The sequence below is a fragment of the Arthrobacter sp. Y3221157 genome (assembly GCF_059089865.1).
On the sequence record NZ_JBNHFD010000001.1, the window covers coordinates 45634 to 71557 of the forward strand.

24 protein-coding genes and 2 pseudogenes are annotated in these 25924 nt (G+C 61.6%); 12 read left to right on the top strand and 14 right to left on the bottom strand.

All coding sequences use genetic code 11. The features are described 5' to 3' along the window. Positions 1-14: 14 nt before the first annotated feature. Together AC5RTT_RS00230 and AC5RTT_RS00235 are read right to left on the bottom strand one after the other, a co-directional pair. Positions 15-1274 carry a glycosyltransferase 87 family protein gene (locus AC5RTT_RS00230; RefSeq protein WP_494143491.1) on the bottom strand — a complete coding sequence of 420 codons (1260 nt, stop codon included), beginning with the start codon at positions 1272-1274 and terminating at the stop codon, positions 15-17. 28 nt (positions 1275-1302) lie between these two features. Beyond that, entirely contained in the window at positions 1303-2589 is a 1287-nt protein-coding gene (locus tag AC5RTT_RS00235; RefSeq protein WP_494143612.1) for a glycosyltransferase 87 family protein, read from the bottom strand. Between the two features lie 368 nt (positions 2590-2957). On the opposite strand from AC5RTT_RS00235, the gene AC5RTT_RS00240 reads away from it, so the two are divergent. After that, positions 2958-3161: a hypothetical protein gene (locus AC5RTT_RS00240; protein WP_494103650.1), complete on the top strand. Its 204-nt coding sequence runs from the start codon at positions 2958-2960 to the stop codon at positions 3159-3161. A 49-nt stretch (positions 3162-3210) separates the two neighbouring features. Here AC5RTT_RS00240 and AC5RTT_RS00245 read toward each other — a convergent pair whose 3' ends face one another. The 11 genes and pseudogenes from AC5RTT_RS00245 to AC5RTT_RS00295 form a co-directional block, all read right to left on the bottom strand. Beyond that, complete coding sequence (locus AC5RTT_RS00245) at positions 3211-3468, bottom strand: DUF3072 domain-containing protein (protein WP_494143492.1); 258 nt, start codon at positions 3466-3468, stop codon at positions 3211-3213. Positions 3469-4118: 650 nt separating this feature from the next. Further along, positions 4119-5594 carry a Re/Si-specific NAD(P)(+) transhydrogenase subunit beta gene (gene pntB / locus AC5RTT_RS00250; protein WP_494143493.1) on the bottom strand — a complete coding sequence of 492 codons (1476 nt, stop codon included), beginning with the start codon at positions 5592-5594 and terminating at the stop codon, positions 4119-4121. After that, positions 5591-7144 carry a Re/Si-specific NAD(P)(+) transhydrogenase subunit alpha gene (locus tag AC5RTT_RS00255; protein ID WP_494143494.1) on the bottom strand — a complete coding sequence of 518 codons (1554 nt, stop codon included), beginning with the start codon at positions 7142-7144 and terminating at the stop codon, positions 5591-5593. Before AC5RTT_RS00255 ends, pntB begins: the two co-directional genes overlap by 4 nt. A 103-nt stretch (positions 7145-7247) precedes the next feature. After that, positions 7248-7682, bottom strand: a complete 435-nt coding sequence (gene panD / locus AC5RTT_RS00260) for an aspartate 1-decarboxylase (RefSeq protein WP_494143495.1) — start codon at positions 7680-7682, stop codon at positions 7248-7250. A gap of 113 nt (positions 7683-7795) precedes the next feature. Next, a complete protein-coding gene (locus AC5RTT_RS00265) occupies positions 7796-8026 on the bottom strand; it encodes a hypothetical protein (protein WP_494143496.1) in 231 nt (76 codons plus the stop codon). A gap of 144 nt (positions 8027-8170) precedes the next feature. Then, complete coding sequence (locus AC5RTT_RS00270) at positions 8171-9310, bottom strand: bifunctional 2-methylcitrate synthase/citrate synthase (RefSeq protein WP_494143497.1); 1140 nt, start codon at positions 9308-9310, stop codon at positions 8171-8173. Between the two features lie 27 nt (positions 9311-9337). Then, positions 9338-10243, bottom strand: a complete 906-nt coding sequence (gene prpB / locus AC5RTT_RS00275; RefSeq protein WP_494143498.1) for a methylisocitrate lyase — start codon at positions 10241-10243, stop codon at positions 9338-9340. Further along, the gene (locus AC5RTT_RS00280; protein ID WP_494143499.1) at positions 10243-11763 is read right to left on the bottom strand and encodes an MmgE/PrpD family protein; all 1521 of its coding nucleotides are present in this window, start codon (positions 11761-11763) and stop codon (positions 10243-10245) included. Before AC5RTT_RS00280 ends, prpB begins: the two co-directional genes overlap by 1 nt. A gap of 582 nt (positions 11764-12345) precedes the next feature. After that, a complete protein-coding gene (locus AC5RTT_RS00285; protein WP_494143613.1) occupies positions 12346-12915 on the bottom strand; it encodes an adenylate kinase in 570 nt (189 codons plus the stop codon). Positions 12916-12928: 13 nt separating this feature from the next. After that, positions 12929-13203 (bottom strand): annotated as a pseudogene (locus tag AC5RTT_RS00290) (preprotein translocase subunit SecY); the annotation flags it as partial. Positions 13204-13278: 75 nt separating this feature from the next. Continuing rightward, the gene (locus AC5RTT_RS00295) at positions 13279-13929 is read right to left on the bottom strand and encodes a GntR family transcriptional regulator (RefSeq protein ID WP_494143500.1); all 651 of its coding nucleotides are present in this window, start codon (positions 13927-13929) and stop codon (positions 13279-13281) included. Positions 13930-14425: 496 nt separating this feature from the next. Here AC5RTT_RS00295 and AC5RTT_RS00300 point away from each other — a divergent pair, with 496 nt between their 5' ends. Continuing rightward, a complete protein-coding gene (locus tag AC5RTT_RS00300; protein WP_494143501.1) occupies positions 14426-15088 on the top strand; it encodes an Lrp/AsnC family transcriptional regulator in 663 nt (220 codons plus the stop codon). A 263-nt stretch (positions 15089-15351) separates the two neighbouring features. Here AC5RTT_RS00300 and AC5RTT_RS00305 read toward each other — a convergent pair whose 3' ends face one another. Beyond that, entirely contained in the window at positions 15352-16014 is a 663-nt protein-coding gene (locus AC5RTT_RS00305) for a TetR/AcrR family transcriptional regulator (protein WP_494143502.1), read from the bottom strand. Between the two features lie 153 nt (positions 16015-16167). Between AC5RTT_RS00305 and AC5RTT_RS00310 the strand changes: the two genes are divergently transcribed. The 10 genes and pseudogenes from AC5RTT_RS00310 to AC5RTT_RS00355 all read left to right on the top strand — a co-directional run bounded on the left by AC5RTT_RS00310 (position 16168) and on the right by AC5RTT_RS00355 (position 25744). Next, a complete protein-coding gene (locus AC5RTT_RS00310; protein ID WP_494143503.1) occupies positions 16168-17361 on the top strand; it encodes a thiolase family protein in 1194 nt (397 codons plus the stop codon). Positions 17362-17383: 22 nt separating this feature from the next. Continuing rightward, positions 17384-18145 (top strand): 3-hydroxyacyl-CoA dehydrogenase, encoded by a 762-nt coding sequence (locus AC5RTT_RS00315; RefSeq protein ID WP_494143504.1) that lies wholly within the window; start codon positions 17384-17386, stop codon positions 18143-18145. Then, on the top strand, positions 18142-18915 hold the full coding sequence (locus tag AC5RTT_RS00320; protein ID WP_494143505.1) for an enoyl-CoA hydratase/isomerase family protein: 774 nt from the start codon (positions 18142-18144) through the stop codon (positions 18913-18915). The genes AC5RTT_RS00315 and AC5RTT_RS00320 overlap by 4 nt, the downstream gene beginning before the upstream one ends. After that, a complete protein-coding gene (locus AC5RTT_RS00325; protein WP_494143506.1) occupies positions 18912-19739 on the top strand; it encodes an SDR family oxidoreductase in 828 nt (275 codons plus the stop codon). The genes AC5RTT_RS00320 and AC5RTT_RS00325 overlap by 4 nt, the downstream gene beginning before the upstream one ends. A 16-nt stretch (positions 19740-19755) precedes the next feature. Continuing rightward, a complete protein-coding gene (locus AC5RTT_RS00330) occupies positions 19756-20559 on the top strand; it encodes a crotonase/enoyl-CoA hydratase family protein (protein WP_494143507.1) in 804 nt (267 codons plus the stop codon). Beyond that, on the top strand, positions 20544-21737 hold the full coding sequence (locus AC5RTT_RS00335; RefSeq protein WP_494143508.1) for an acyl-CoA dehydrogenase family protein: 1194 nt from the start codon (positions 20544-20546) through the stop codon (positions 21735-21737). The genes AC5RTT_RS00330 and AC5RTT_RS00335 overlap by 16 nt, the downstream gene beginning before the upstream one ends. Positions 21738-21774: 37 nt before the next feature. Then, positions 21775-21992 (top strand): annotated as a pseudogene (locus AC5RTT_RS00340) (citrate/2-methylcitrate synthase); the annotation flags it as partial. Positions 21993-22492: 500 nt separating this feature from the next. Next, positions 22493-22918 carry an aspartate 1-decarboxylase gene (gene panD, locus AC5RTT_RS00345; protein ID WP_494143509.1) on the top strand — a complete coding sequence of 142 codons (426 nt, stop codon included), beginning with the start codon at positions 22493-22495 and terminating at the stop codon, positions 22916-22918. A gap of 92 nt (positions 22919-23010) precedes the next feature. Beyond that, positions 23011-24024 (top strand): NAD(P)H-dependent flavin oxidoreductase, encoded by a 1014-nt coding sequence (locus AC5RTT_RS00350; protein WP_494143510.1) that lies wholly within the window; start codon positions 23011-23013, stop codon positions 24022-24024. A gap of 229 nt (positions 24025-24253) precedes the next feature. Continuing rightward, positions 24254-25744, top strand: coding sequence for an AMP-binding protein (locus AC5RTT_RS00355; RefSeq protein ID WP_494143511.1), 1491 nt, complete (start codon positions 24254-24256; stop codon positions 25742-25744). Positions 25745-25924: the final 180 nt, after the last annotated feature.

The following is a 25924-nucleotide window of genomic DNA, read 5'->3' on the forward strand; positions in this document are numbered from 1 at the left end:
GGAGGCCCCGACCCCTATGCGTTCGCGGCGGGAACCGGCACGGCCGATTTCCGGCCCAGTTCCGCCGTCCGCTGCACGGACCACCAGAGCAGCACCACCAGCAGGACGTTGCGGGTGGTGAGGATGGCTGCCATCACGGGGTGGGCGTGGATCAGCGGGGTGTAGAACAGGGGGTAAATCACGAAGGTGGTCATGGCGATGCCCATCAGCAGCGCGGCCGGGACCTTCCAGCGCTCCCAGTCGTGCGTGAGGCCGGCAATGATCACCGGGGCCAGCCAGATGATGAACTGCGGCGAGCCCACCTTGTTGAAGACGATGAACGCGGTGACCATCATGAGGGAGCCTTCGAGGAACAGTTCCTCGCGTTCGGCACCCCGCTTCATGGCGCGGACCAGCAGGATGGCCGCTCCAATGGCGGCGAGGATGAGCAGCGGCTGCATCAGGACCGCGGCGGTGGCGGCGCCGGGACCGTAGACCTCGGTGGAGTTGATGGCGGTGTTGTCCGCCATCTTGGAGCCGGCAATATTGAAGACGCTCAGCCACACCCATGGCGTGGAGAAGGTTGCTTCGAGCTGCATGCCGCGCTCGCCCTGGTTCAGGAGGAAGTCCAGAATGTGCGGCAGGCCGCCGGACAGCCACGTGCCCAGGGTGACGACGGCGGTCACGGCAACGCCGGACAGGACCACCTGGATCCGCTTGTGGCTGGCGATCACGATCGGCGCCAGCACGGCGGCCGGCCAGACCTTGATCCAGGTGGCGATGCTGAGCAGGATGCCGGCCACCACCGGCCGCTCGGCTGCATAGAGCAGTGCGATCAGCACGATGGGTGCGGTGATGCCTTCCACCCGGGCGAAGCTGAGGTAGCCCATGAAGACGGTGAAGAACAGCCACCACCAGGCCGGGGCGATGCCGGTGACCTTCCGCGGGCCGCGGGTCAGGTAGAGGAGCCCGACGGCGTTGAGCCCCGTGATGATCAGGAACCAGGCCAGCAGGTAGAGGTCCGGTCCGGCGATGTTCGCCAGGAAAATGGGGATCTGCGCCAGCACCGGGTAGACCCACGGGCTGATCTTCCCGTCCAGGTCCGCGGGGTTGTACCCGTCCAGGGCCCACTGCCGGTACTGCTCCGTGTCGCTGAACGTGTCGCCGTGCAGGAAGAAGGACGCCATCCAGCCCAAAAAGTAGAGATGGACGACGGCGAAGCCCCACCACACGCTGGAGGGGCGGGCGAACCAGTCCACCACCCGGGCGGGGAGGACTTTGCTGCGGACCGTCACCAGGCGGTCAAAGAACCTCGCGGAAATCTCAGGACTCCTTGAGCGCAGGGGCGGCGGCCGGAGCCTTTTTGCCCAGCAGGTACAGGCGCCGGACGCTCCACAGGAACAGGACCACCAGGAGGACGTTGCGGATGGTGAGCACCAGGGCCATCCACGGGTTGTTGTGGCTGAGCGCGTCGTAGAACAGCGGGTAGATGAAGTACGTGGCCACGGCGATGACGATCAGCATGGCAGCCGGGACGCGCCAGTCGCGCCAGCTGTGGGCCAGGCCGACGGCGACGGCGGGGGCGAGCCACACCATGAACTGCGGCGAGCCCACTTTGTTGAAGACGACGAACGCGGTGGCGAGGGTGAGGGCCCCGGCGAGGAGCAGCTCAGTACGGTCCACGCCGCCGCTGACCTTTCCGTTGTGCTGCTTTCCATTGTGGAGGGCCCAGAAGGTCATGCCGGCCACGAGCAGTGCAGCCAGGATCAGGAGCGGCTGCATGAGGACGGACATGACGGCGGTGCCCGGCCCGTCCACCTGCATGGAGTTGATGGCGGTGTTCATGTACATCCGGGAATCGCCGATGTTCAGGACGGAGAGCCAGAGCCAGGGCGTGGTGAAGGTGGCCTCGAGCTGCATGCCGCGGTCGCCCTGCTGGGTGAGGAAGTTCAGCAGCTTGGGGACGCTTCCTACTGCCGCTGCCAGCGCGACGACGCCCGCCGTCGTCGCAATTCCTGCCAGGACCACCAGGATCCGGTTCCTGACGACGGCGAAGAGGGCCAGCATGACGGCCGCCGGCCAGACCTTCACCCAGGTGCCGATGGCCAGGAGGACGGAGGCGATGAACGGCCGGTTGACACCGTAGGCCAGTGCCACCAGGACCAGCGGGGCGGTGAGGCCGTCCACGCGGGCGAACCCCAGCCAGCCCATGAGAAAGGTAAACACCAGCCACCACCAGCCGGCAGGGATCGCTTCCGCGTGGCGGCCGCGTCCGGTGAGCTTCAGGAGCGCCCAGCCGTTGAGGAGGGTGGTCATCAGGACCCAGAGGAAGAAGAACGGTCCCGGCCCGGCGATGCCTGCGATGGCCATGGGGATGAGCGCCAGGATGGGGTAGACCCAGGGGCTGGGGCCGCCGGTGAGGTTGGCGTCATCGAACCCGGCCATCGCCCAGTCGCGGTAGATGAAGGTGTCACTGAACGCCTCGCCGCGCAGCGAGAGTGACGCGGAGAAGATGAGGAAGACCAGGTGGACCACGATGAATCCGCCCAGCAGTCCGCCTCCCGTGTTCAGCCGGGCCCGGACCGGTGCGGGAAGGATGACATTGCGGATCCTGGTGAGATTGCCGAAGAGAACGTCGGTGGAAATGGCGGGATCCTTGTCAGTTGTGGCACAGGTGTGGTGTTGCGCTGGTGCTTGGTTCTGCCGCGTGGCGGTGTCTGTGGCATCGGAGCCCCGGCTGGAATCAGCGTCCGCCCCGGATTCAACTTTAGTTGACCGCCCATTGGACGCCGTAATCACCGTGCGACGGAAAACGCTATCCGCTCTGACCTGCGGTTATTTTTCTCCAGTTGTTGGCGTTCCGATGATCCGGCATCATGAACGGACGGCACCCAGGTGCCTAGCGTCGTCTGCAGCCTTGGGGAGCGCAGGCGGTTTGCCCTGCCCCTCTCCCCGCAGATCTACCTAAGGCTCTACCCATGAACTTCCCCCTGACCCTCACCGTGGCCGACCGCCAAAGCATGGACAGCGAACTGGACGCTGCCGTCTCCGCCGCCAAGGCACGTGCCCTTGCCGACCGGCGGCACGGCATTTTGGTCACGCGGCATGCCGCCGACAAGTTCACGATTTCCCTGAGCGAGTCCGTGCCCTTCGGCCTCACGCGGGAACAGCAGGCCTGGTAGGCCCCTTCCTGGATGCCGGCCTCTTCCGCCGGCGCTCCAGGTGCCGCCGCTAGCTCGCGGCGCCATCCCCGTCACCCGACACCCGGCCGCTGCGCTGCTGCAGCCGGTCGATGTGCTTGGATGCCTCCGCCTTGCTGAGATCCGCGGGCAGCTCTTCCCCTGCCTCCCGTGCGAGCGTATCGAGATAGCTGCGCTGCGCCGCTGTCATGGGTTCGTCCCCTGTCACCCAGCCTTCCGGGTCCCGGTTGAGGCCTGCGTCCGGCTCGGGGGTAGGGCTGCCGATGGTGTCTTTGCCGTTGTTGTCCATGGCTAGCAGTTTAGGTGCGGGGTGGGACATTTTGGGAAGCATGCTTGCCTTTTGATCCGGCCTCGCCCCTGGGCTGCAGCGTGATTCGTCTGTCAGATATAGATCTAAGACCTGCCTACGACGGCGTCCGGAAATGCCGCAGGGACCCCATTCCGACCCTCTGTACGTAGTTGCCTGACGTCAGCTTTGGGTGTAGTTCAACCGGATTGACGAGAACCCAAGCATCCGCGCACTCCGCCTCTTCCCGGCAAGCGTGAACTTTATAGGTCGCCGAGACTCACTTGTGTTTATCGTCAACCAGCCATTGCCCGGCTTGGCCGGGCAACGGGGTCGCCCTCGACCGGGTCTCGGTCGAGGGCGGTCACGCTACCCCGCTTCGCGGGCACCTTAGGTGAATTACCGGCGCCGGGTTTTCACGTGACATCAGTCCTTGTGCTGCACCAACAGCTCGTGCCGGTGATGGAGCAAGAATTCATGGCGGTAGTGGAGCCCGACCCAGGGGGACGCGCAAAGGTCGTCGATGTTGACGGTTTGCCGTGGTACCGGTCCTTTTTCTGCGCGGGAAGCCTGCTCCCGTAGGCCTGGGGGCAATGCCTTCCGACTGGTGTCATCCTGAAAAACCCGGCGTTTTGGCATCGTCTATTCTTTCGTTAGAACGCTTTGAGGATGTCTTCGACGCGTTGTTTGGCGTCGCCGAAGAGCATCTGGGAGTTGTCGCGGTAGAAGAGCGGGTTTTGGACGCCTGCGTAGCCGGCGGCCATGGAGCGTTTGAACACGATGACGTTTTCGGCTTCCCAGACTTTGAGGACTGGCATGCCGGCGATGGGGCTGCCTGGGTCTTCGGCGGCGGCGGGGTTGACGGTGTCGTTCGCGCCGATGACCAGGACGACGGAGGTGTCGCTGAGGTCGTCGTTGATTTCGTCCATTTCCAGGACGATGTCATAGGGGACTTTGGCTTCGGCGAGGAGGACGTTCATGTGCCCGGGAAGGCGTCCGGCGACGGGGTGGATGCCGAACCTGACGTTCACGCCGCGTTCGCGCAGCTGGTGGGCCAGTTCGGCGACGGGGTACTGCGCTTGGGCGACGGCCATTCCGTAGCCGGGAGTGATGACCACGGACGAGGCGTTGGTGAGCATCTCCGCTGTTGCCTCGGCGGTGATTTCGCGGTGCTCACCCTGGTCAGTGTCTCCTTTGCTGGCGGGGGCGGCGATGCCGAAGCCGCCGGCGATCACGGAGATGAAGGACCGGTTCATGGCTTTGCACATGATGTAGGACAGGTAGGCACCGGAGGAGCCGACCAGGGCGCCGGTGATGATGAGCAGGTCGTTGTTCAGCAGGAAGCCGGCCGCGGCGGCGGCCCAGCCGGAGTAGCTGTTGAGCATGGACACGACCACGGGCATGTCGCCGCCGCCGATGGAGGCGACCAGGTGCCAGCCCAGCCCGAGGGCGAGGACAGTGACGACGATGAGGAGCCAGAGCTGGGAGTCGTTGACGTACCAGACGGTCAGGGCGATGAACGCGGCGAGGGCGCCGAGGTTGATGACATTTTTGCCGGGCAGCATCAGGGGTGAGGATTTCATCCGGGCTGAGAGTTTCAGGAACGCCACGATTGAGCCGGTGAAGGTCACGGCGCCGATGAACACCCCGATGAAGACCTCGGCGTGGTGGATGGCTGTCAGGTCCGGTGACAACGCGGGGGCTTCGAGGTGTCCGTTCCACCCCACGAGCACGGCGGCGAGGCCCACGAAGCTGTGCAGCAGGGCGATCAGCTCGGGCATCCCGGTCATTTCAACCACGCGGGCGCGCCAGAGTCCGATAGCACCGCCGACGGCGACCGCGGCGACCAGCAGGCCCAGGCCGGTCAGGGCGTGGCCGGTACCCCAGGCGCCCTGGAGTGTAAGCCAGATCGTTGCGGCGAGGGCGATGACCATGCCGGTGATGCCGTAGATGACCCCGGCGCGTGCTTTCTCGTGCTTGCTCAGCCCGGCGAGGGACAGGATGAACAGCAGGGCCGCGACGATGTAGGCCGCCCCCGCGATGGAGTCGGCGGTCAACGGACCGGAGACGGTGTCAGTCACGGTGAAGCTCCTCGTAAGTGTTGCTGCTGCGTGCGTGGCGGCGCTCATGAACGGGCCTTTCCGGCCGAGAACATGGCGAGCATGCGCCGTGTGACGGCGAAGCCGCCAAAGATGTTGATGCTGGCCAGCAGGACCGCGACGGCGGCGAGGACCTGCATGACGATGTTCTCGGAGGTGACCTGCAGCAGGGCCCCGACGACGATGATTCCGGAGATCGCGTTCGTGACGGACATCAGCGGCGTGTGCAGGGCGTGGTGGACTTTCCCGATGACGTAGAACCCGACCACGATCGAGAGCATGAGGACCGTGAAGTGCTGCGGCAGCGGCGCCGGGGCAACAGCGTTGATCCCGAACAGCACCGCGATCCCCGCGGCGAAGAGTCCGGCCTTGCCGGCCGTGCTGAGGCCCTGTTTCTTCTTCGGCGCCGTACTTTCGGCGGCCGGGCCCTGGGTTGTGGCTGCGGGTGCGGCGGAGACCTGGACCGGGGGCGGCGGCCAGGTCTTCTCGCCCTCGCGCACCACCGTCACGGAGCGCTGGACAACGTCGTCGAAATCGATCCGAAGCTGACCGTCCTTATCCGGGGTCAGGAGCTTGAGCAGGTTCACCATGTTCGTTCCGTACAGCTGGGAGGCCTGGGCCGGGAGCCGGGCCGGCAGATCCGTGTACCCAAGGATCACCACACCGTTCTCCGTCACGATCCGTTCCCCGGCGACGGAGCCTTCGACGTTCCCGCCTTGGCCGGCTGCCATGTCCACGATCACGCTGCCCGGCTTCATGCTTGCCACGTCTTCGGCGGTGAGCAGCTTCGGTGCCGGACGGCCCGGGATCAGGGCAGTGGTGATGATGATGTCCACATCCGCTGCCTGCTCGGAGTAAATTTCCGCAGCCCTGGCGTTGTACGCCTCGGACGTCGCCTTCGCGTAACCGTCGGAGGACTTCATCTCTTCGGCGACCTCGACCTTGAGATAGGTTCCGCCGATGGACTTCACCTGATCGGCGACCTCGGGCCGCGGGTCCGTCGCCCGGACAATCGCGCCCAGGCTGCTCGCAGCGCCGATAGCAGCCAATCCGGCGACGCCGGCGCCCGCGACCAGGACCTTGGCAGGCGGGACCTTGCCCGCCGCCGTCACCTGTCCCGTGAAAAAGCGGCCGAACTCGTGAGCCGCCTCGATCACGGCACGATACCCGGCAATGTTCGCCATCGAACTGAGCACGTCCATTGACTGCGCCCGCGAAATCCGCGGCACAGCATCCAGGGCCAGCGCCGTGATCGGGCGTGCCGCCAAGACCTCCACCAGGTCCGGGCGCAGGCCCGGGCTCAGCGACCCGATCAACGTCGCCCGCTCAGCCAGCCGGCCAATCTCCTCCTCGGTAGGTGGATTAATCCGCAACACCACTTCACTGCCCCACGCCTCATCCCCACCAACGATCAATGCGCCCGCTTCGGCGTACGCCTCATCACGGAACGACGCGGACTCACCCGCACCCTTTTCGACCACAACCTCGTAGCCCAACCCCAAAAGTTGTTTCGCCGTCGTGGGCGTCGCCGCCACTCTCGTCTCTTGGCCTAACTCGGCCACAATGCCAATACGTGTCACTTTTCTCTCTCTAAGATGTGGTGCCTGCTATTGCGATCTGAAACGCACATACAGAGGGTGCATGATCACGCCGGCAAGCAGAATGATGACGGTTGCACAGCACTTAACGTGGTCGGAGCGCGGCGTAGCCGACGGCGAACGGGGGACGTAGGAGTCCGGGGGTGAGCCCCTCGGCAGGGTCTTTGCCTATTTGTAAAATCCGGTTGTTTTCGTCCACGTGGACCACCCTAGGTTCGTGCTCCTTGGCTTCCTCGGTGGTCATTTGTGCATAGGAAATCAGGATGACAATGTCGTTTTGCTGCACCAGGTGCGCGGCCGGACCGTTGATCCCGATAACCCTCGAGCCGCGTTCACCAGCGATGGTGTATGTCTCCAGACGGGCCCCGTTGGTCACGTCAACGATGGCCACCAGCTCACCCGGAAGGATGTCAGCAGCATCAAGCAGGTCCAAATCAACGGTCACTGAACCCACGTAATGCAAGTCAGCATGTGTAACGGTGGCCCGGTGGATTTTGGACTTAAACATTGTTCGATTCATTGGGAGCTCCGTGCTGGTCCTTATTTCCCCTGCCGGTCCACAGGAAAATTGACAAAACGCTACCCCGCAGGGCGAGGGGTTCGCCTCCTACGGCTGAGCTGCGCCGAAACCTTCTAAGGGTCGCCTGGAGACACATCGGGCGGCAAGAAATGGGTGAACACCTGGTATCCGTCATAGCGGCCGATAATCTGTCTCGGTGACATTCCTTCCGCTGAAATCCAAAGAAGCGAATCGTCAGGCATAACCGCCTCCACTATTCCTCGGCGGACACATTTGCCGTTTTTCCAGATTTCCACACGCTGGCCGATAGCCCGCTGCCAATCTGGTTGCAGGTGAAGGTCCATCCATTTCTCCTCGGTGCTTGATATTTGAAGTAGAGCTCACCATGTCAGTTCAGCGAGACTGCGGTGAGGCGCCTAAAACGTTGCGATAGTTGATGATCCGGGTGATCATCCAGCGCCTCACCGCAGGAATGGGGGACAAGACTCCTACAGCGCGGAACGCTGCTCCTGTCCGTTGTATTCACTGAGGGGGCGGATGAGAGAGTTGGACGCGGCTTGTTCCATGATGTGCGCAGTCCAACCGGTTATGCGGCTGGCCACGAACACGGGAGTGAACGTAGGCGTGTCGAAGCCCATGAGGTGGTAGGTGGGACCGGCGGGGTAGTCGAGGTTGGGTTTGATGGCTTTGGCCTCGTCCATGGCCTGCTCCAGACCGTTGTACAGCCCCAGCAGTTCGGGCCGGCCGTAGTGGGCGATCATCTTGTCCAGCGCAGCCTTCATGGTAGGAACCCGGGAGTCACCGTGCTTGTAGACGCGGTGGCCGAAGCCCATGACCTTCTTCTTTTGCGCCAGGGCGTCTTCCATCCAGGCCTTGGCCCTTGCCGCGGCGTCCTCGAGGGACTCGTCGCTCCGGATGCCAATTTCCTCAAAGGTGTGCATGACGGCTTCGTTGGCTCCGCCGTGCAGGGGGCCTTTAAGGGCACCGATAGCCGCGGTCACGGCCGAGTGGAGGTCCGAGAGGGTGGAGGTGACAACCCTGGCGGTGAAGGTTGAGGCGTTGAAGGAGTGCTCGGCGTACAGGATCATCGAGACATTGAAGGCCTCGATGACTTCGTCCACGGGTTCTTCGCCGAAGGTCATCCAGAGGAAATTGGCGGAGTAGCCAAGGTCGTCCCGTGGTTCGACGATGTCCTGTCCGTGGCGGCGGCGCTGGTCGTAGGCCACGACGGCGGGCATCGCAGAGAATAGGTCGATGGCCTTTTTCATGTTGGCCTCGGGCGACGAATCTTCTGCCAGCTCGTGCCGTGCTCCCAGCACCGAGGCTGCAGTGCGGCAGATATCCATGGGGTGGGCGTCCGTCGGCAAGGCGTCGATGATGGCCTTGAGCGCAGGGTCGAGTGCACGGCCGGCCCGTTCCCGGGCTGTGAATTCGGTGAGCTGTTCCGGGGTGGGCAGTTCGCCGTTCCAGAGCAGGTAGGCGACCTCTTCGAAACTGCATTTGGCGGCGAGCTCCTGGACCGGGTACCCGCGGTAGAGCAGGGAGTTGGTGTCGGGGTTGACCTTTGAGACGGCGGTGTAGTCCACTACGACGCCCGCAAGGCCCTTTTTGATCTCTGTGTCAGTCATGCTGAACTCCTTCGTTGCAGCCCTTTACTAGCGGGTGTGGGGGATCTGGAAGTTAAAGATGCCGGAATCGAACTTGTTGTACGCCTCGTAGTCCACGAGGTCGTAGAGCCGGGCTCTGGTGAGCATTTCAGGAACACGTACTTCTTGGGTTCCCAGACTCTTGAGCGTGTCCAGGACCCGTTCAGCTGCCCCCATGGCGCTGCGGAGCAGGGTGACCGGGTAGATAACCATGTTCACGCCCACGGCCTGCAGCTCTCTCGTCGAGAAGAGGTCGCTTTTGCCGAACTCGGTCATGTTGGCCAGGATGGGCACGTCCACGGCGTCCCGGATGGCCTGGAACTCGCCGAGGTCGCGCATGGCTTCGGGGAAGATCGCGTCCGCGCCCGCGTCCACGAGTGCTTTGGCGCGGTCTTTGGCGGCTTGCAATCCATCTGTGGCGCGGATGTCGGTGCGTGCCATGATGAGGAAGTTCGGGTCGCGGCGGGCGTCCGCTGCGGCCCGGATGCGTTTGGTGGCGGTGTCCAGGTCCACGACGTTTTTGCCGTCGAGGTGACCGCAGCGTTTGGGGTTGAACTGGTCCTCGATGTGCAGTCCGGCCAGGCCGGCGTTTTCGATTTCCTGCACGGTCCGGGCAACGTTCATGGGTTCGCCGAAGCCGGTGTCGGCGTCCACGATGGCCGGGAGGTCCGTCATGCGGGCGATCTGCCCGGCCCGGGTGGCGACTTCGGTGAGGGTGGTCAGGCCGATGTCGGGCAGGCCAAGGTCGTTGGCCAGGACCGCACCGGAGATGTAAACCCCCGCGAACCCTTTCTCTTCGATGAGCCGGGCCGAGAGGGGGTTGAACGCGCCCGGGAACTGGGCGATGGTCCCGGACGCCAGGAGTTCCCGGAAGCGGATCCGCTTCTGCTCGGGCGTGACTTTCGAATACAGCATTAGAAGAGTCCCTTGGGTGCGGCGCTGGGGTCGATGACGCCGGGGGCGGCGGTGATGTTCAGCTGGTCCAGTTCGCCGGGACCGAGTTCGGGGAGGCGTTCGACGGCGGCGAGGAACCGTTCGATTTCGGCCTCCTCCACGAGGCCGGCGGCGAGGGTGCGGAACTTGTTGACGTACTGCTCGCGGCCGAACGGCCGGGCGCCGAGGGGGTGGGCGTCCGCGACGGCAATCTCGTCGGTGATGACGGTGCCGTCGGTGAGGGTGATCTCAACGGAACCGCCGAAGGCCTTTTCGTTAATGTCCAGGGAGTGGTAGCGGCGGGTCCATTCCGGGTCTTCCTCGGTGGACACCTTCTGCCAGAGGTCCACTGTGTCCGGACGGGCGGCGCGTTCGGGGGAGTAGGAGTCCACGTGGTGCCAGGCGCCGTCCTGCAGTGCGACGGTGAAGATGTACGGGATGGAGTGGTCCAGGGTTTCCCGCGAGGCGGTGGGGGAGTATTTCTGGGGGTCGTTGGCGCCTGAGCCGATGACGTAGTGGGTGTGGTGGCTGGTCTTGATCAGCACGGACTTCACGTTGCCCGGGTCGGTGGCTTCGGGGTGCTCTTTGTTGAGTTTCCGGGCGAGGTCGATCCAGGCCTGGGCCTGGTACTCGGCCGAGTGTTCCTTGGTGTAGGTGTCCAGGATGGCGCGCTTGGCCTCGCCGGGAGTGGGGAGCGGGACCTGGTAGGAGGCGTCCGGGCCGTCGAGCAGCCAGGCGATGACACCGTCTTCGCCTTCGTAGATCGGCACCGGGGAGGTCTGTCCGCGCATGGCACGGTCCGCGGCCTCGACGGCCATCTTGCCCGCGAAGGCGGGGGCGTGGGCCTTCCAGGTGGAGATCTCGCCCTTACGGGACTGCCGGGTGGCGGTGGTGGTGTGCAGTGCTTGGCCCACTGACTGGAAGATCGTCTCGATGTCGAGGCCCAGGAGGGTGCCGATGCCGGCAGCGGCGGAGGGGCCGAGGTGGGCGACGTGGTCGATCTTGTGCTTGTGCAGGCAAATCGCCTTGACCAGGTTCACCTGGATCTCATATCCGGTGGTGATGCCGCGGATCAGGTCGCGGCCGCTGGAGCCCACGTGCTGCGCGACGGCGAGGATGGGCGGGATGTTGTCGCCCGGGTGGGAGTAGTCGGCTGCAAGGAACGTGTCGTGGTAGTCGAGTTCGCGGACAGCTACCCCGTTGGCCCACGCGGCCCACTCCGGGGAGACGCGTTCTCCGATGCCAAAGACTTTTGCGCCCTTCCCGCCTGTGCTGGGGCGGTGCGTCAGTGCCTGGGCCCGTGCGGCGACGATTGGCGCACGGTTGAGCGAGGCGATGGCTACGGAGGCGTTGTCGATGATCCGGTTGATCACCATGTCGGTCACCTCGGGAGTGACATCGACAGGGTCGGCGGCGACCACGGCGATCTTGTGGGCCAGTTGGTCCTCACGGGGGAGGTTTTCCTCGCTCTTGTAGACCCGGACGTTGACGTTCTTTACCATGTTTCTCCTTCAACGGGACGTGTGCGGGCCCTTTAGTTGTGTGCGGTGCAGATGAAGAGTAGTTGCCGGCCCGGCCAGCTAGGATTCCCAGCAGCAATAGCTGATCAAAGCGGCAGGCTTTGTGGCCGCCGCATCGAATCGTGTGTATCAAGGCTGCTTCGAACGATGCTCCCCAAGTCGCGTCTTCACGACCATGGTTTGTCGCAGCTTGTGTATAGGTCCCATTGTATACACGGGGCCCAGACTTCAGGCAATAGGGTGGAGCTAACACAATGGTTTGTATACAAACCGGCCCACCGAGTAGCCTATTAAAACGGCAGGGGACCGCTTGCACTGAACCTGGTAGTGCCGCGTCAGGCAATGTTTGCCTTGTGGATGATGCTCAGCAGCTTCTAGTCGGCAGCATGGTGGTTGCGCGGTCCGATACGCCGCCGCATGGCGCGGGCAGGGATGTTCGAGGAGTACGAGCCATGGGTTGAGGATTGTTTGGTGACATGCCCTTGATTCCTGAGACGGTGCTAGCGACGACCGAGGATCCTCTGGGTGTGCGGAAGGATCCTAAGCTAACTTTTGCCGTCGTGATCAGGCGGCCTGGGCGGCCTTGATGGCCTGCATCACGCAGTCCGTCACTTCGTCGATGGGGCCGATGCCGTCCACCTGGGTGAGGATGCCGCGCTCGGCGTACTTGGCCACCACTGCCTCGGTCTGCTCGTGGTACAGGTCAAGGCGGTGGCGGATGACGGCTTCGTTGTCGTCGCTCCGGCCCGTTTCCTTGGCCCGGCCGAGGAGGCGGTACACCAGCTCCTCATCGTCGGCAGTCAGCTGCAGGACGACGTCGAGCTTCTCGTCGCCCTTGGCGAGGATCTCGTCGAGGTAATCCACCTGCGCGGTGGTGCGGGGGTAACCGTCCAGCAGGAAGCCGCTTTCGACGTCGGCCTCGCTGAGGCGATCGCGCACCATCTTGTTGGTGACGCTGTCCGGAACGAAGTCGCCCGAGTCCATGTACTTCTTGGCTTCAATGCCAAGCGGCGTTTCGCCCTTTACATTGGCGCGGAAGATGTCGCCGGTGGAGATCGCCACAACGCCGAGGCGCTCCGAGATCCTTTCCGCCTGCGTTCCTTTTCCGGAACCGGGAGGTCCAATAATCAGCATTCTCGTCATCGCAAAGCCCTTCGTAGTGACGTTGTTGTAGCTGCGCATCAATTTGCTTGACGGTCTCCAAGCCAACGCCCACCATGATCAGGATCGAGGTGGCACCGAACGGGAAGTTCTGGTTTGCGTTGATCAGTACCAGTGCCACTAGCGGAATCAGCGCCACGAAGCCCAGGTAAAGGGCAGCGGGGCAGGGTGATCCGGGACAGCAGGTACTGCAGGTATTCAGCGGTCGGTTTACCAGCACGGATATTTGGAATGAAGCCTTTCGTACTTCTTCATGTTGTCTTCAAAGCCCAGCTCAGCGAACGCGTGCCATCTGCGAATTCAGCAGATGCACGGCAAACGCCGAGGTGTTGCTCCTCAGCCATAGTTGTCCACCCGGTGGGTGGCTTTGATATGTGAAAGGCTGCGATGCAAGTGGACGGTCGTGGCCGCTTCGGCAAGCCTGGGATTGCGGTCAGCGATTGCTTCTGCTATGGCCGCGTGTTCGTTGGCTGCGGCGATCAACCGGGCATCGTCGTCGGCGGCCAGCCGTCTGACCCGGGCCAAGTGCACCCGCAGGCCGCTGATGGCCTGTACTAGGTAAGAATTGGCCGTTGCTTCATCGATAGCCTCGTCGAGCCTGCCTATTAGGGCGTAGTAGTCATGACGACTCCGGTCTGCCTCCCTGAGCAGTTGCGGCGCTTCAAGGAATTCAACCCGAAGTGCTGCAAACACTGCCGGCTCACCCCGCTCGGCTGCCAAAGCCGCAGCGCGGCATTCGATGGTCTCGCGGAGTTCAAAAAGGTCGTCAATGTCTTCAAGCGAGATGCCGGTCACGACGATGCCACGGCCACCTGCCGTGGCTGTAAGACCCTCCGCGCTGAGCCTGCCAAGCGCCTCCCGGAGCGGCGTGCGTGAGACGCCGAGGCGTTCCGACTGTTCGACTTCAGCCAGCATGGTTCCTGGCGGCAGGCGCCACTCAACGATGTCCTCCCGAAGAGCCGCATAGGCCCGATCACTAGCGCGCACACCCCTAGTGTATACACCACATCGGCAATTGTGAGCCATCCTGCTCCCTCTGGTTCACCGCAAAGCAATTTGTATACATGCGGCCCGGCGCGCCGAATAGCGCCGCGTAATGGCGCTTTAGAGCAATCGGCGTGTCCGCAGGAGACCCGCATCGGCTTCTTACAAACGAGTGCCCCGCAGAGCCGCACGGGGGCTGGACCCCCAGTCTCGCGTTGCCTTACGGCCGCGCTTGGCCACGACGCCCGCACACCGACCGCCGTGCTGGTGCCACTTAGGGTTAGCGGTCAGAAGATCCACCACGCCGTTGCCGTGCTGACACGACAAAGATCGCCTCCTACTCAAACACTCTGTCAACATTCTCAGGCATCAGCGGCCAGGTCGTAGCGACTGTGTACTGCCTGGTAACAGAGCTCTTCCACGAACTGCTATTGAGTGAGCTACAAGCAACTGTTGAGGTGACGCAAGCACGCGGCGACGGAAGCGCTGCCCGCTTCCAGTGGGAAAATGGTTCGCATTTCAGACCGTCTTCGTGATGGTGACGCATACGTATCCGATTTCCGAGATTCTCGCCGAGGCCAGTCAATGGCGCCTTCGCGCGCTCGGTACGGAGCAAGTGGAATTCCTGCGTGCGCTGAAGCCGGACGCGGGAAGGATGAGGCGTCCGAATGAACTTGACGCTGCCATCGCCCGGGAGCTGTTTCGGAACGGACGCGCGACTGCCAAGGAGATCGCTTCATCTATCGGGGCAAACCCACGAAGAGTCCGGGAATCCATTGCGAGCCAACTCTCCTCAGGGACCATCAGGTTGAGGACTGACGTCGTTCGATCAGCTTCCGGATGGCCGGTCAACGCCTGGTACTTTTTGTCCCTGCCCGCCGCTCAGGCAGAACAGACTGCCAGACAGTTGAGCCGGTTGGATGAAATCCGCTCGGTGGCGTCCATAGTAGGCCGGTACAACGTCGCAATGACTGTCTGGTTGAGAACGCTCAAAGACATATCGCGGCTCGAGGCTGGCTTGGAAGAGCAGCTGCCCGGCGTGCGCATCATCGACCGATCCGTGGTTATGCGCACCGCAAAACTAGTGGGAACACTGCTTGACCAAAATGGGCGTAAGCGGGGATACAGCGCGACCTATATGCAGGGCGGCGGCAACAAATAACACTTAGACCAAGTCAGCAATGCGGGCGCACCACGCGACGTCCGGTCCGGGGTGGAACCCTGAGCAGCCCTGGTTCCGGGACGCTGCTTGAAGCAACTACTCGGCCGGGAATGGCAGCCGAGCGTTCCGGTATATGAGTGGCCTTGCGGGTTGATGAGTGTGCACTCTATACCTCTACCGCTTCACGTTTGCCTGCTACTGGACTTGCGGCGAGGAACGGGCGTAAAAGGTCAACACTGATGGTTATGTCATAGGCGAACTCCTCACGGGCCGTCGGGAGAGGGGTTGGTGCTGGTCGCCTTCTCCTCGATCAAGACCGACTCCGCAAAGGTCTGCCAGAGTTCGAGCAGAGGCTCCGTGCTTCTGCGCTGCGACTTCCCGCTAATCGCATATGTCAGTCCGGCTCCGCGCATGCTTGACTGCAGGAAGTCGATCACACGCTCAAAATCCGGGTGTGATGCAAGCTCGTGGCCGAAGAAGGCGGCGACTGCGGCGCTGATGATTTTGGCCAGGTCCCGTTCGCTTGGCTCAAGAACCCTGGCAAGGGCAGGGTTGTGCCGTGCGGCAAGCCAAAGCTCTGTTGAGGCCCAGAAGTAGTCGGTGTCGTAGCTGGACCACATAACGTCGATCGCCGCAGCTATTCGTTCGCGAGGCTCCTCGGGCCAGGCTCGATCCAAGGGCATGGCCTGTATCCGTGCGCCGGCTAGATGCCGCACCGCCGCAATGAGGAGCTCATCGCGCGAGCGGTAGTGATACAGGAGCGCCCCCCTGGTGACACCAGCCAGCTGCTGGATCTCCAGTGTTGTGGCACCCGAATATCCTTTAGCGAACAATGCCTGGGCGGCGGCCGCCAGTATCCGTTGCCGTGTGTCGCGGCTGCGATCCTGCTGCGGTTCCCGTTTTTTCGACGATGTTTCCAAGCCCATGTCCACCACTCTATTACCCGAAGAAAAAAAGCAGACTCAAAACAGTCAGCATTGACTTTTATTGCCAGTCGGGTGAAACTTGTGTTCAGCCGGCATGTATCACTGAGATTCAAACGGCCAAAAATCACTAGCCAGATTCGTCGAAGGAGACTCATGGCCACCGCAGTTATCGTTGACGCCGTCCGAACAGCATCAGGCCGCGGAAAGCCAGGCGGCGCACTCAGCGGCATTCATCCCGCGGACCTGATCAGCTCCGTGATCCGGGACATGGTCGAACGCACAGGGATTGATCCTGCCGTTGTTGACGACGTGATCCTGGGGTGCGTTTCCCAGGCCGGCAAGCAGACGTTCAACATCGCCCGGTGGGCGGCGCTCGGTGCAGGCCTGCCCGAACGGATTCCCGGCGTTACTGTCGACCGGCAATGCGGATCCAGCCAGCAGGCTGCGATGTTTGCAGCGCAGGCAATCATTTCCGGCATGCAGGATGTGGTGATCGCTGGCGGCATTGAATCGATGAGCGCCAATCCCATCGGCTATTCCCTTGTTGGCCACGAGCACTATGGCGATCTTGTAAAGGGCAGGTACCCTGGTGGGCTGGTAAATCAGGGAGCAGCCGCTGAGTTGGTCACCAAGCAGTGGGGCTTGTCAAAGAATGAACTCAACGAATTCTCCGCCGAGTCCCACCGCCGGGCCGCAGCAGCTTCCAGCTCAGGCGCCTTTGACCGGGAAATTCTCCCCGTCAAGGTCCCGGATGCCTCCGGCGCTCTGACCCTCTTCAAGACTGACGAAACGATCCGGGCGACCACAACCGCCGAAGGATTGTCAGGCCTTAAGGCCTCTTTCCGCACAGAGGAACTCACGGCGCGTTTCCCTGAGATCGAATGGAACATCACTCCCGGTAACTCCTCACCGCTAACTGACGGGGCCTCCGCCGCGCTGATCATGAGCGAGGGTCGGGCGAAGGAGCTCGGCCTCAAGCCCCGGGCGCGCTTCCATACGTTCTCTGTCACCGGCAGCGACCCGCTGCTGATGCTGACCGGAGTCATACCGGCGACATGGCAGGTCCTGGAAAAGTCCGGACTTGCGCTCTCCGATATCGACACCTTTGAAGTCAACGAGGCCTTCGCGCCCGTTCCTTTGGCCTGGCTCCGGGAAACGGGCGTTGACCCCGCGAAGCTCAACCCCCGCGGCGGTGCCATTGCACTGGGGCACCCGCTGGGAGCATCCGGTGGGCGGCTTCTGGCCACCATGCTGCATTACCTGGAGGACACCGGTGGACGGTTCGGCCTCCAGACCATGTGTGAAGGCGGCGGTACAGCTAACGCCACCATCATCGAAGTCCTCTAACCCTCCGAGAGCGAGTTATGAAATGAAGATCGCCGATTCTGTCGCCGTTGTAACGGGTGGTGCGTCCGGCTTGGGCGCAGCCGTTGTCCGGAAACTGCACGCATCTGGCGCGCACGTTGTTATCCTCGACCTGCCGCGGGCGGATGGTGCCGGCCTCGTGAATGAGCTCGGCGCAAATGCTACTTTTCTGCCTGCCGATGTCACGGATGCGGATCAGGTAGAGGAAGCTGTGGCCAAGGCAGCTTCCTTTGGTCCGCTTCGCATTGCCGTCAATTGTGCAGGGATTGGAACACCCGCGAAGGTTTTGGGTCGGGAGGGGCCGTTGCCTCTGCAGGCCTTCAACCAGATCATTAATGTCAACCTTGTCGGGACCTTCAACGTTCTTCGGGTGGCGGCGGCTCACATGAGTCAGACTTCTCCCGTAGAAGAAGAGCGGGGCGTGATCGTCAACACGGCGTCCGTCGCTGCCTTCGATGGGCAGATCGGGCAAGCAGCCTACGCAGCCTCCAAGGGAGCCATTGTCTCGATGACGCTGCCGGTGGCTCGCGAATTCGCCCGCCACAGCATCCGCGTCAACACCGTGGCGCCCGGCCTGTTCCGCACCCCCTTGATGGACACCCTGCCGGAAGAAGCGCAGAAGTCGCTGGCAACCCAGGTCCCGAATCCGGCAAGGCTCGGACACCCCTCCGAATTCGCGGCGCTTGTCCATCACATCGTGGAAAACCCTTACCTCAACGGTGAGACCGTCCGCCTCGACGGGGCCATCAGGATGGCACCGAAGTGAGCCTCCCCCTGATCTTCGAGATCGACGGCGGCATCGCACGAATCACGCTGAACCGGCCGGAAAAGCTTAATTCCATAAGCCTGGAGATGGCACGTCAGTTCGCTGCCGCCGTGGAAGAGCTAAAGGAACGCTCCGATGTCGCAGTCGTCGTGCTCAGCGGAACAGGGCCAACCTTCTGTGCCGGAGGTGACGTCTCGGAAATCTCCGCAGCCGCCAACCGCCCTGACTTCATCGGGGAACTCGCTGCCACCATACACAACGGCCTGGCCGCACTGGCTGCACTGCCCGTTGTGACAATCTCGGCCCTCAAAGGTGCCGTCCGGGGCGGCGGAATCGGGCTGGCACTGGCCGGCGACCTCTGCATCGCTGGCCGTTCCACGACGTTCGGCGCCGCCTACTCGGCTGTCGGGCTCTCACCGGATTGCGGTGTTACTGCCACCCTCACAGCCTCGATGGGCATGCACCAAGCACTAAAATTCGTGCTGCTGAATGAGGTCATGACAGCCGACGCAGCCGCAAATGCCGGCCTGGTCGCTGAAGTGGTCGAGGACGCTGGCGTTGATGAACGTGCTGCTGAGCTCGCCGCTTTCGTTGCCTCTGGCCCTTGGCGGGCACTGGGAGAATCACGCCGGGTTATCCGCTCAGCCCCTGGTCATTCGCTGCCGGAGCAACTGGCTCTGGAAGAGAAGGCGATCATGGGACGTGTGGCCGATGCTGAAGCGGCCACACGCTTGGACGCATTCCAAGCCAAAATCAAGGTCAGCCAGTGAAGCCCACGCTAAAAGGAAAGACGATCGTCATGTCCGGCGGCAGCCGGGGCATCGGTCTCGCCATCGCATTACGCGCAGCCCGCGACGGCGCGAACGTTGTTCTGCTCGCGAAAACCAGCACACCCGACCCCCGACTGGCGGGAACGATTCACAGTGCGGTTGAGGCCATCCAGCAAGCAGGCGGACAGGCAGCGGCAGTCGTCGGCGACGTCCGGGACGACGATGCGATTTCACGCGCCGTTGCTACAGCGCATGACCGGTTCGGCGCCATTGACATATGCATCAACAACGCCAGTGTGCTTACCTTCTCTGACACTTTGACGCTCGAGCCAAAGCGCTACGACTTGATGCAGGACGTCAACACCCGAGGGACATTCATGCTCAGCCGCGCCTGCATTCCGCTGCTCCTGGCGGCTGAAAACCCGCACATTCTTACACTCAGCCCGCCAATCAATCTCAGCCCGTCATGGCTGGGAAAGTTCCCTGGGTATCTCCTGTCAAAGTACGGAATGACACTCGCCACTCTGGCCATTGCGGCCGAATTCAAAGAAACGGGCCTGGCAGCAAACGCACTTTGGCCGCGCACTACCATCGCCACCGATGCGGTTAGAAACCTCATGGACGAAGAGAGTGTGGCTGGAAGCCGGCGCCCCGAAATCGTTGCTGACGCCGCATATGAGATTCTTACTGCTCCCTCCAGCCAGAGAACGGGTCAGACGTTGATCGATGACGACGTGCTCGCGGAGATGGGCGTAAGTGATCTTTCCGGTTACGCCACTACGCCTGGTAACACCCGTTTTGAAACCGATTTTTTTCTCGACTGAATTGTCAGGAGCAAGCATGACCACCGAATCCAAAACTGACAGCAACGCACCCGTCCTCGTGGAGCGTATCGGCCACGTTACGATCCTGACGCTGAACCGGCCCAAGGCACTGAACGCCATCAATGCAGAGCTGGCAACAGCCCTGGGCGCGTACCTCGAGGAGCTCAACGACGACGTCGAGCAACGGGTCGGCATCATCACAGGCAGCGGCAAAGCCTTTAGCGCTGGAATGGACCTTAAAGCCTTTGCCTCAGGAGAGTCAGTCGAACCGGCAGGGCATCCCGAATGGGGATTCGGAGGGGTCGTCAGTCACTTCATCAACAAGCCCCTCATAGCAGCCGTCAATGGTTACGCCTTCGGAGGCGGAGCAGAAATCGCCCTCGCCTGCGATCTCATCATTGCTGACGAAACCTCCTCATGGGGATTCCCCGAGGTCACCCGCGGTCTTTTCGCCGGAGCTGGCGGATTGACACGGCTTGCCCAGCAAATTCCCCAGCGCCTTGCCATGGAGATGCTGCTGACCGGAGAGCCCATAAACGCAACCCGAGCTGCGGAATACCACCTGGTGAACAAGCTTGCACCCCAGGGTGACGCCCTGAAAGTCGCGCTCGAACTGGCTCAGACCATCGCCGAGAACGCACCCCTCGCAGTACAGGCGAGCAAGCGGCTGCTGCACAGCACTCGGCACTCAGACCCTTGGGAAGCCAGCACCTGGGAAGCGACGAGCGCCGAAATGGCAGGCGTGTTCGGCTCCGACGACGCCAAAGAAGGCGCCACGGCCTTTGCAGAAAAGAGGGATCCCGCATGGACAGGACATTAGATCTGGATTCACCTGCAGTGGCCAACAAGTTCGACGCTGACATCCTGCATGTAGCCGACGCACTGTCGGACGACGAACACCGTATGCTGGTGGAGGCGAAAGACTTTTTCGCCCGAACGGTCAAACCGATAGCGATCGATTGCTGGATCACCGAACGGTTTCCCCTTGAGATTCTTCCCGCGATCGCTGACGCCAAAATAAACGGGCTTCACAGGCGGGGGCATTCGAAGCTCTTCACCGGCCTTCTCAACATGGAGTTTGCCCGGGCGGACCTTTCCATCAACACCTTCTTCGGGGTTCACGACGAGCTGGTATCAGAAACAATCCACAGATTCGGCACAGAAAGACAACGCCAATTCATTCTTCCTGTTCTGGAACGACTCGAAGGAATCGGATCATTCGCCCTAACCGAGCCGACCAGCGGCTCCGATATTTCCCGCGGCATGCGTACAACTGCGACCCGTCACGGTGATTCCTGGGTCCTCAACGGCGAAAAGACCTGGATCGGGAACGGCACCCTGGCCACGCACATCATCACTTTTGCCCGGGACACGGCTGACGGCGCGCTCCGTGCCTTCATTGTGCACGCTCCTGCCGAGGGGTTAGACGTTGTCAGACTGGAATCAAAAATTGCGGCCCGAACGGTTCAGAACGCCCACCTGACTTTCGATGCCGTTCGAGTGCCGGAGTCACACCGGTTACCCGGAATTTCAACTTTTAAAGATGTCAATGTCCTCCTTCGGGACTCCCGCATCTGGGTATCCTGGCAGTCTGTCGGACTCCAGCTTGCCGCCATCGATATGGCCCTTGACTTCGCAATGGACAGGACCAGGTTTGGACGGCCCCTGGGTGGTTTCCAACTTATCCAGAGTCATCTCGCTACGATGGCGGGCAACGCGTCAGCCTCCTTGGCGCTTATGCGGCACGTAGCAAATCTGCAGGACCAGGGTCTGGCCGGCGTCGAGCATGCCGCACTGGCCAAGACCCTTTGCGGGCGGCTTATGCGGGAAACGCTTTCTCTCGGCAGGGCCCTTATGGGCGGTGACGGTTTGCTTGCCGAACACGGCATGGCAAAACTCTTTGCTGACGGCGAGGCAGTCTTTACCTACGAGGGGACCCACGAAGTGAACTCCCTTATTCTTGGCCGGGCCATGACCGGGCATTCCGCCTTCGCCTGAGATCAGCTCAACGTAGACGATGCCCCGAAGGGCTTGAAAAGCAAGGGACGAGGCCAAGGCCATCAAGCCCAACCTCTATTACCCCGCCGGGCCCACTTACCACCTCATGGGCTTCGACACACCCCCACATTTACGCCGATCTTCGTCGCCAGCCGCATCACCGGCTGGACGGCCCACATCCTGGAACAGGCCTCAAATAACTCGCTGATTCGTCCACTTAGCGACTACAACGGCGTGGCGGAACGAGCTTTATAAGCAACGGTCACCCTTTCAACTTGCGGTGGAGCACCCGACGGTCGCCCGGACTGTCAACTATCGCAACGCTAATGGTGCTCCACCGCAACCACACTTTTTGGCAACGCCTGCTGGCTGAAGCATCAAGTGCACCGAAAGTCTGCTGCCGCGGGGCACGTGGGGGCGCCGCACGAGTACCAAATTGAAATAAGACCAAAGCGGCCGAAGGGAGATCCGATGTCTATTTACCGCCACGACGACTGGAGTCAGCTGGTTGGCGCCTATGTGGAAGTCCGGAAAAACAAGAAGTGCGCGAGGTCGGGTTTCGTCGAGGTCGCTATGCCCGATTCTTCGGCCCTATGGCTTGCTGCTAACGGTTTGGATGGCCGGGTACTCATCACGAAGGCGGAGGGCTATGAGGTGTGGGTTGAACCTCGGCAGCTAGAAGGCACACTGGCTTACCGGATGACGTCTGCTGCACTGAATGTGCCACCTGAACCCGGAGAGAGGAACAGTTCGTTATGAATCGATCAATGTTCAAGTCCAAAATTCACCGTGCAACGGTCACGCACGCAGACCTGCACTACGTGGGTTCGGTCACCGTTGACCTGGACCTGCTCGAAGCCGCCGACATTCTGCCCGGCGAACTCGTGGCCATCGTAGACGTAACCAACGGCGCACGTTTGGAGACATATACGATCGCCGGCGAACGGGGCTCCGGCGTAATCGGCATCAACGGCCCGGCTGCGCATCTTGTACACGAAAACGACACTGTCATCCTTATTACCTTCGGCCAAATGAGCACCGAAGAAGCCAAAGTCTACGAGCCGCGGGTAGTCCATGTTGACCAATACAACCGTGTAATCCAAGTCGGAAGCGACCCCGCCGAGAGTAAGACTCCCGGTCTCCTGCGCCCCCCGCTGGCCCTTTGCCGTACCCAGCATTAGCTGAGTGGGGTTCCAGAAAACCCCGCGCAGCTCGTGAGTGCGGGAAATAAACACATGCTGCTGAATGCACGAACACAATACGAGGAACACCAATGAAGACTGAGTTCACTGAGCTTTTCGGAATCGAACATCCCATAGTCTGCGGGGGGATGACTGGCGTCGGATCTGCCGAGCTTATTTCCGCCGTGGCCAACGCAGGAGCCCTTGGATTCCTGACTGCTTTAACGCAGCCCACACCCGAACTCTTGGCCAAAGAGATCCAGCGATGCCAAACTATGACGGACAAGCCGTTCGGCGTCAACCTCACTATCCTGCCCACGATCAATCCAGTGCCCTACGACGAATACCGCGAGGCGATCGTCGAGTCGGGAATCAAGATCGTTGAAACGGCGGGAAGTAACCCCGAGCCGCATATGGCAGATTTCAAAAAGGCCGGCGTCAAGGTCATACACAAGGCTGTGGCGGTACGGCATGCGTTGAAGGCCCAGCAGTTGGGCGTCGATGCCATCAGCATCGACGGATTTGAGTGTGCGGGGCATCCCGGTGAGGACGACATCCCGGGCCTGGTGCTTATCCCTGCTGCAGCGCGGCAACTAAGCATCCCCATCATCGCCAGTGGCGGTTTCGCTGACGGAGCCGGACTTGTGGCGGCCTTGGCGCTCGGAGCCTCGGCGATCAATATGGGTACACGGTTTATCGCAACGACTGAAGCTCCCGTACACGCGAACGTCAAAAACCAGATTGTCGCTAATAGCGAGCGAGACACACTGATCGTCTTCCGTGAATTCCACAACAGCGCGCGAGTCGCACGAAACTCCATTTCCGAAGAAATTCTCAGGATTTCCCAAGAGGAGGGCAAATCCTTCGAGGACGTCGCCCACCTTGCATCCGGCCGAAGAGGGCGTGAAGAAGTGCTGCTGAAAGGCAACATGGAGGACGGCTTGTGGTGGGCCGGTCAGTCTCAAGGTCTTATTCACGAAGTAGCAAGTTGCCAGGAGGTCGTGGATACCATCATGAATGATGCCCGGAACATTGTTTTGGACAGGCTCCTCCCGACGGTCGACGCACTTCCTGAAGTCGTCTTCTCAGCAGCAGGAGAGCGCTGAGAAGGTTCTCTGCTCCATTTGCCCATCACCAGGCGCTCGTACGAACTCTGGTGATGGGCAGCAAGGTCAAGGCACGCGGGTCAAATAACGGGCCCTGCACCCCCCATGGCCCGGGGCTGATGCACTTGGGTAACAAAAGGCATCGGCAACACGGGAGATAAAGGCATCGGCAACACGGGAGATGGCCGGCCCGTGAGGGGACGAAGTGCTTGTTCGTCGGAGGATCTAAATGCCGTTTCTCGATCGACTGAATTACTGGGCAGAGCATGACCCGGACGGACTGGCGATCGTCGTCGGCGATGATCCTCTCACTTGGTCCGCGCTGCGTGACAGGGCAATGGTTGAGTTGGACGAGACCTGTCCCCTGAGCCTCCTCATAGGAGGCAACTCGACTAGCTTTCCGCCTAAATTTGCAGCGGCTGTCGCCGGTTCTGGGATGTGTGCGGTTCTGGATCCAACGTGGCCTTCGGATCAGCTTAACGGCATGGTCGAGATGATCGGTCAAAAGGCTCCTTCCAATCCGGGTACTTCAGTCGTGGAAACGGGTTTCGCCGGGTCCCAACGAGTGCCAAGGGGGAGGGTGAGGGGAAGGGGGAAGCCCCTCGAAGGGCCAGAATCGAAAGAACTTGTCGACGGAGACCAAGACGCGGACTTTCTCATCGGCTTCACCTCGGGGACGACATCCATGCCCAAGGCCTTTACGCGTACACGTCGGTCCTGGCGCGCCTCCTTTGAGGCCTCAACTGCCTTTTTTGGACTTCGCAGGGAGGATAGGACCTTAGCGCCAGGACCACTTGCCGCCAGCCTGAACCTGTACGCTCTCGCTGAATGTATTTACGCCGGATCCTCATTCCACACCTTGACGCAGTTTGATGTCGGAGATGCGCATGCGTCCGTCGTCCACGACGGAATTACCCGCCTAGTGGTTGTGCCCACCATGCTCCGCCTGTTGAGTGAACGAGGTCTAGCAGGAGGAGTAGATGGCTCGGGCATTTCCAGCATCATCTGCGCTGGCTCCAAGCTGGACGCCAGGACGCTAGAAGCGGCCCGGCGCTGGGCGCCCAATGCAAGGGTTTACGAATACTATGGCGCATCGGAGCTCAGCTTTGTCGCAGGTAAAGAGATCCGCTTTAAGGGAGCTAGCGACGACGGCACATGGACGGACGTGGGCGCGCCGTTTCCCGGTGTGACTTTGCGGATTCTGAACGAAGATGGAACAGACGTTGCCCCGGGACAACCGGGCAGCATCTTTGTTCGCAGCGGCATGATCAGCAACGGCTACCTTTGGGAATCGGGGGTGGGGGGCATGCGCACCGTTGATAACTGGCATTCCGTGGGGGACCAGGGGTTTCTGAAGCATGGAATCCTGCATATTCTGGGACGGCAGTCCGACAGGATTATCACTTCCGGCAGGAACGTTTATCCTCATGAGATCGAACTCGCGCTGGCGTCGATTCCCGGGATTGCTTCCGCTATAGCGGTGGGAGTCCCTGATGATCTGAGAGGGGAGCGGATAGTAGCCGGAATTGTGCCATCGTGCGGGCCGGTCACGCCTACTCAGATCCGGAATGGGCTAGAGGGTCAGCTCTCCCGGCACAAGCGGCCGGTCCAGTACTACGAGCTCGGCGCGGTTCCGGTGACGGATCGCGGAAAGATCAGCAGAAGACTTTTCCAAGAGCGGGTTCTTGCCCGTGATTCACGTTTAAAGCTGCTGACCTAGGAATTGTGGCAACAGATGCTCGTATCGCCTGAAGCAGGCCACTCGCGACTAGCCCACACCACGGAAAACAAAGCTATCCGTCTTGGGTCTGCGACGTGATCATCTCGGGAGTGATTAGTACGTTCAAGATCGCCTGAAACATCGCGTTCCTCATTGAGCGGGAGTTCTCCCGGCTACTTC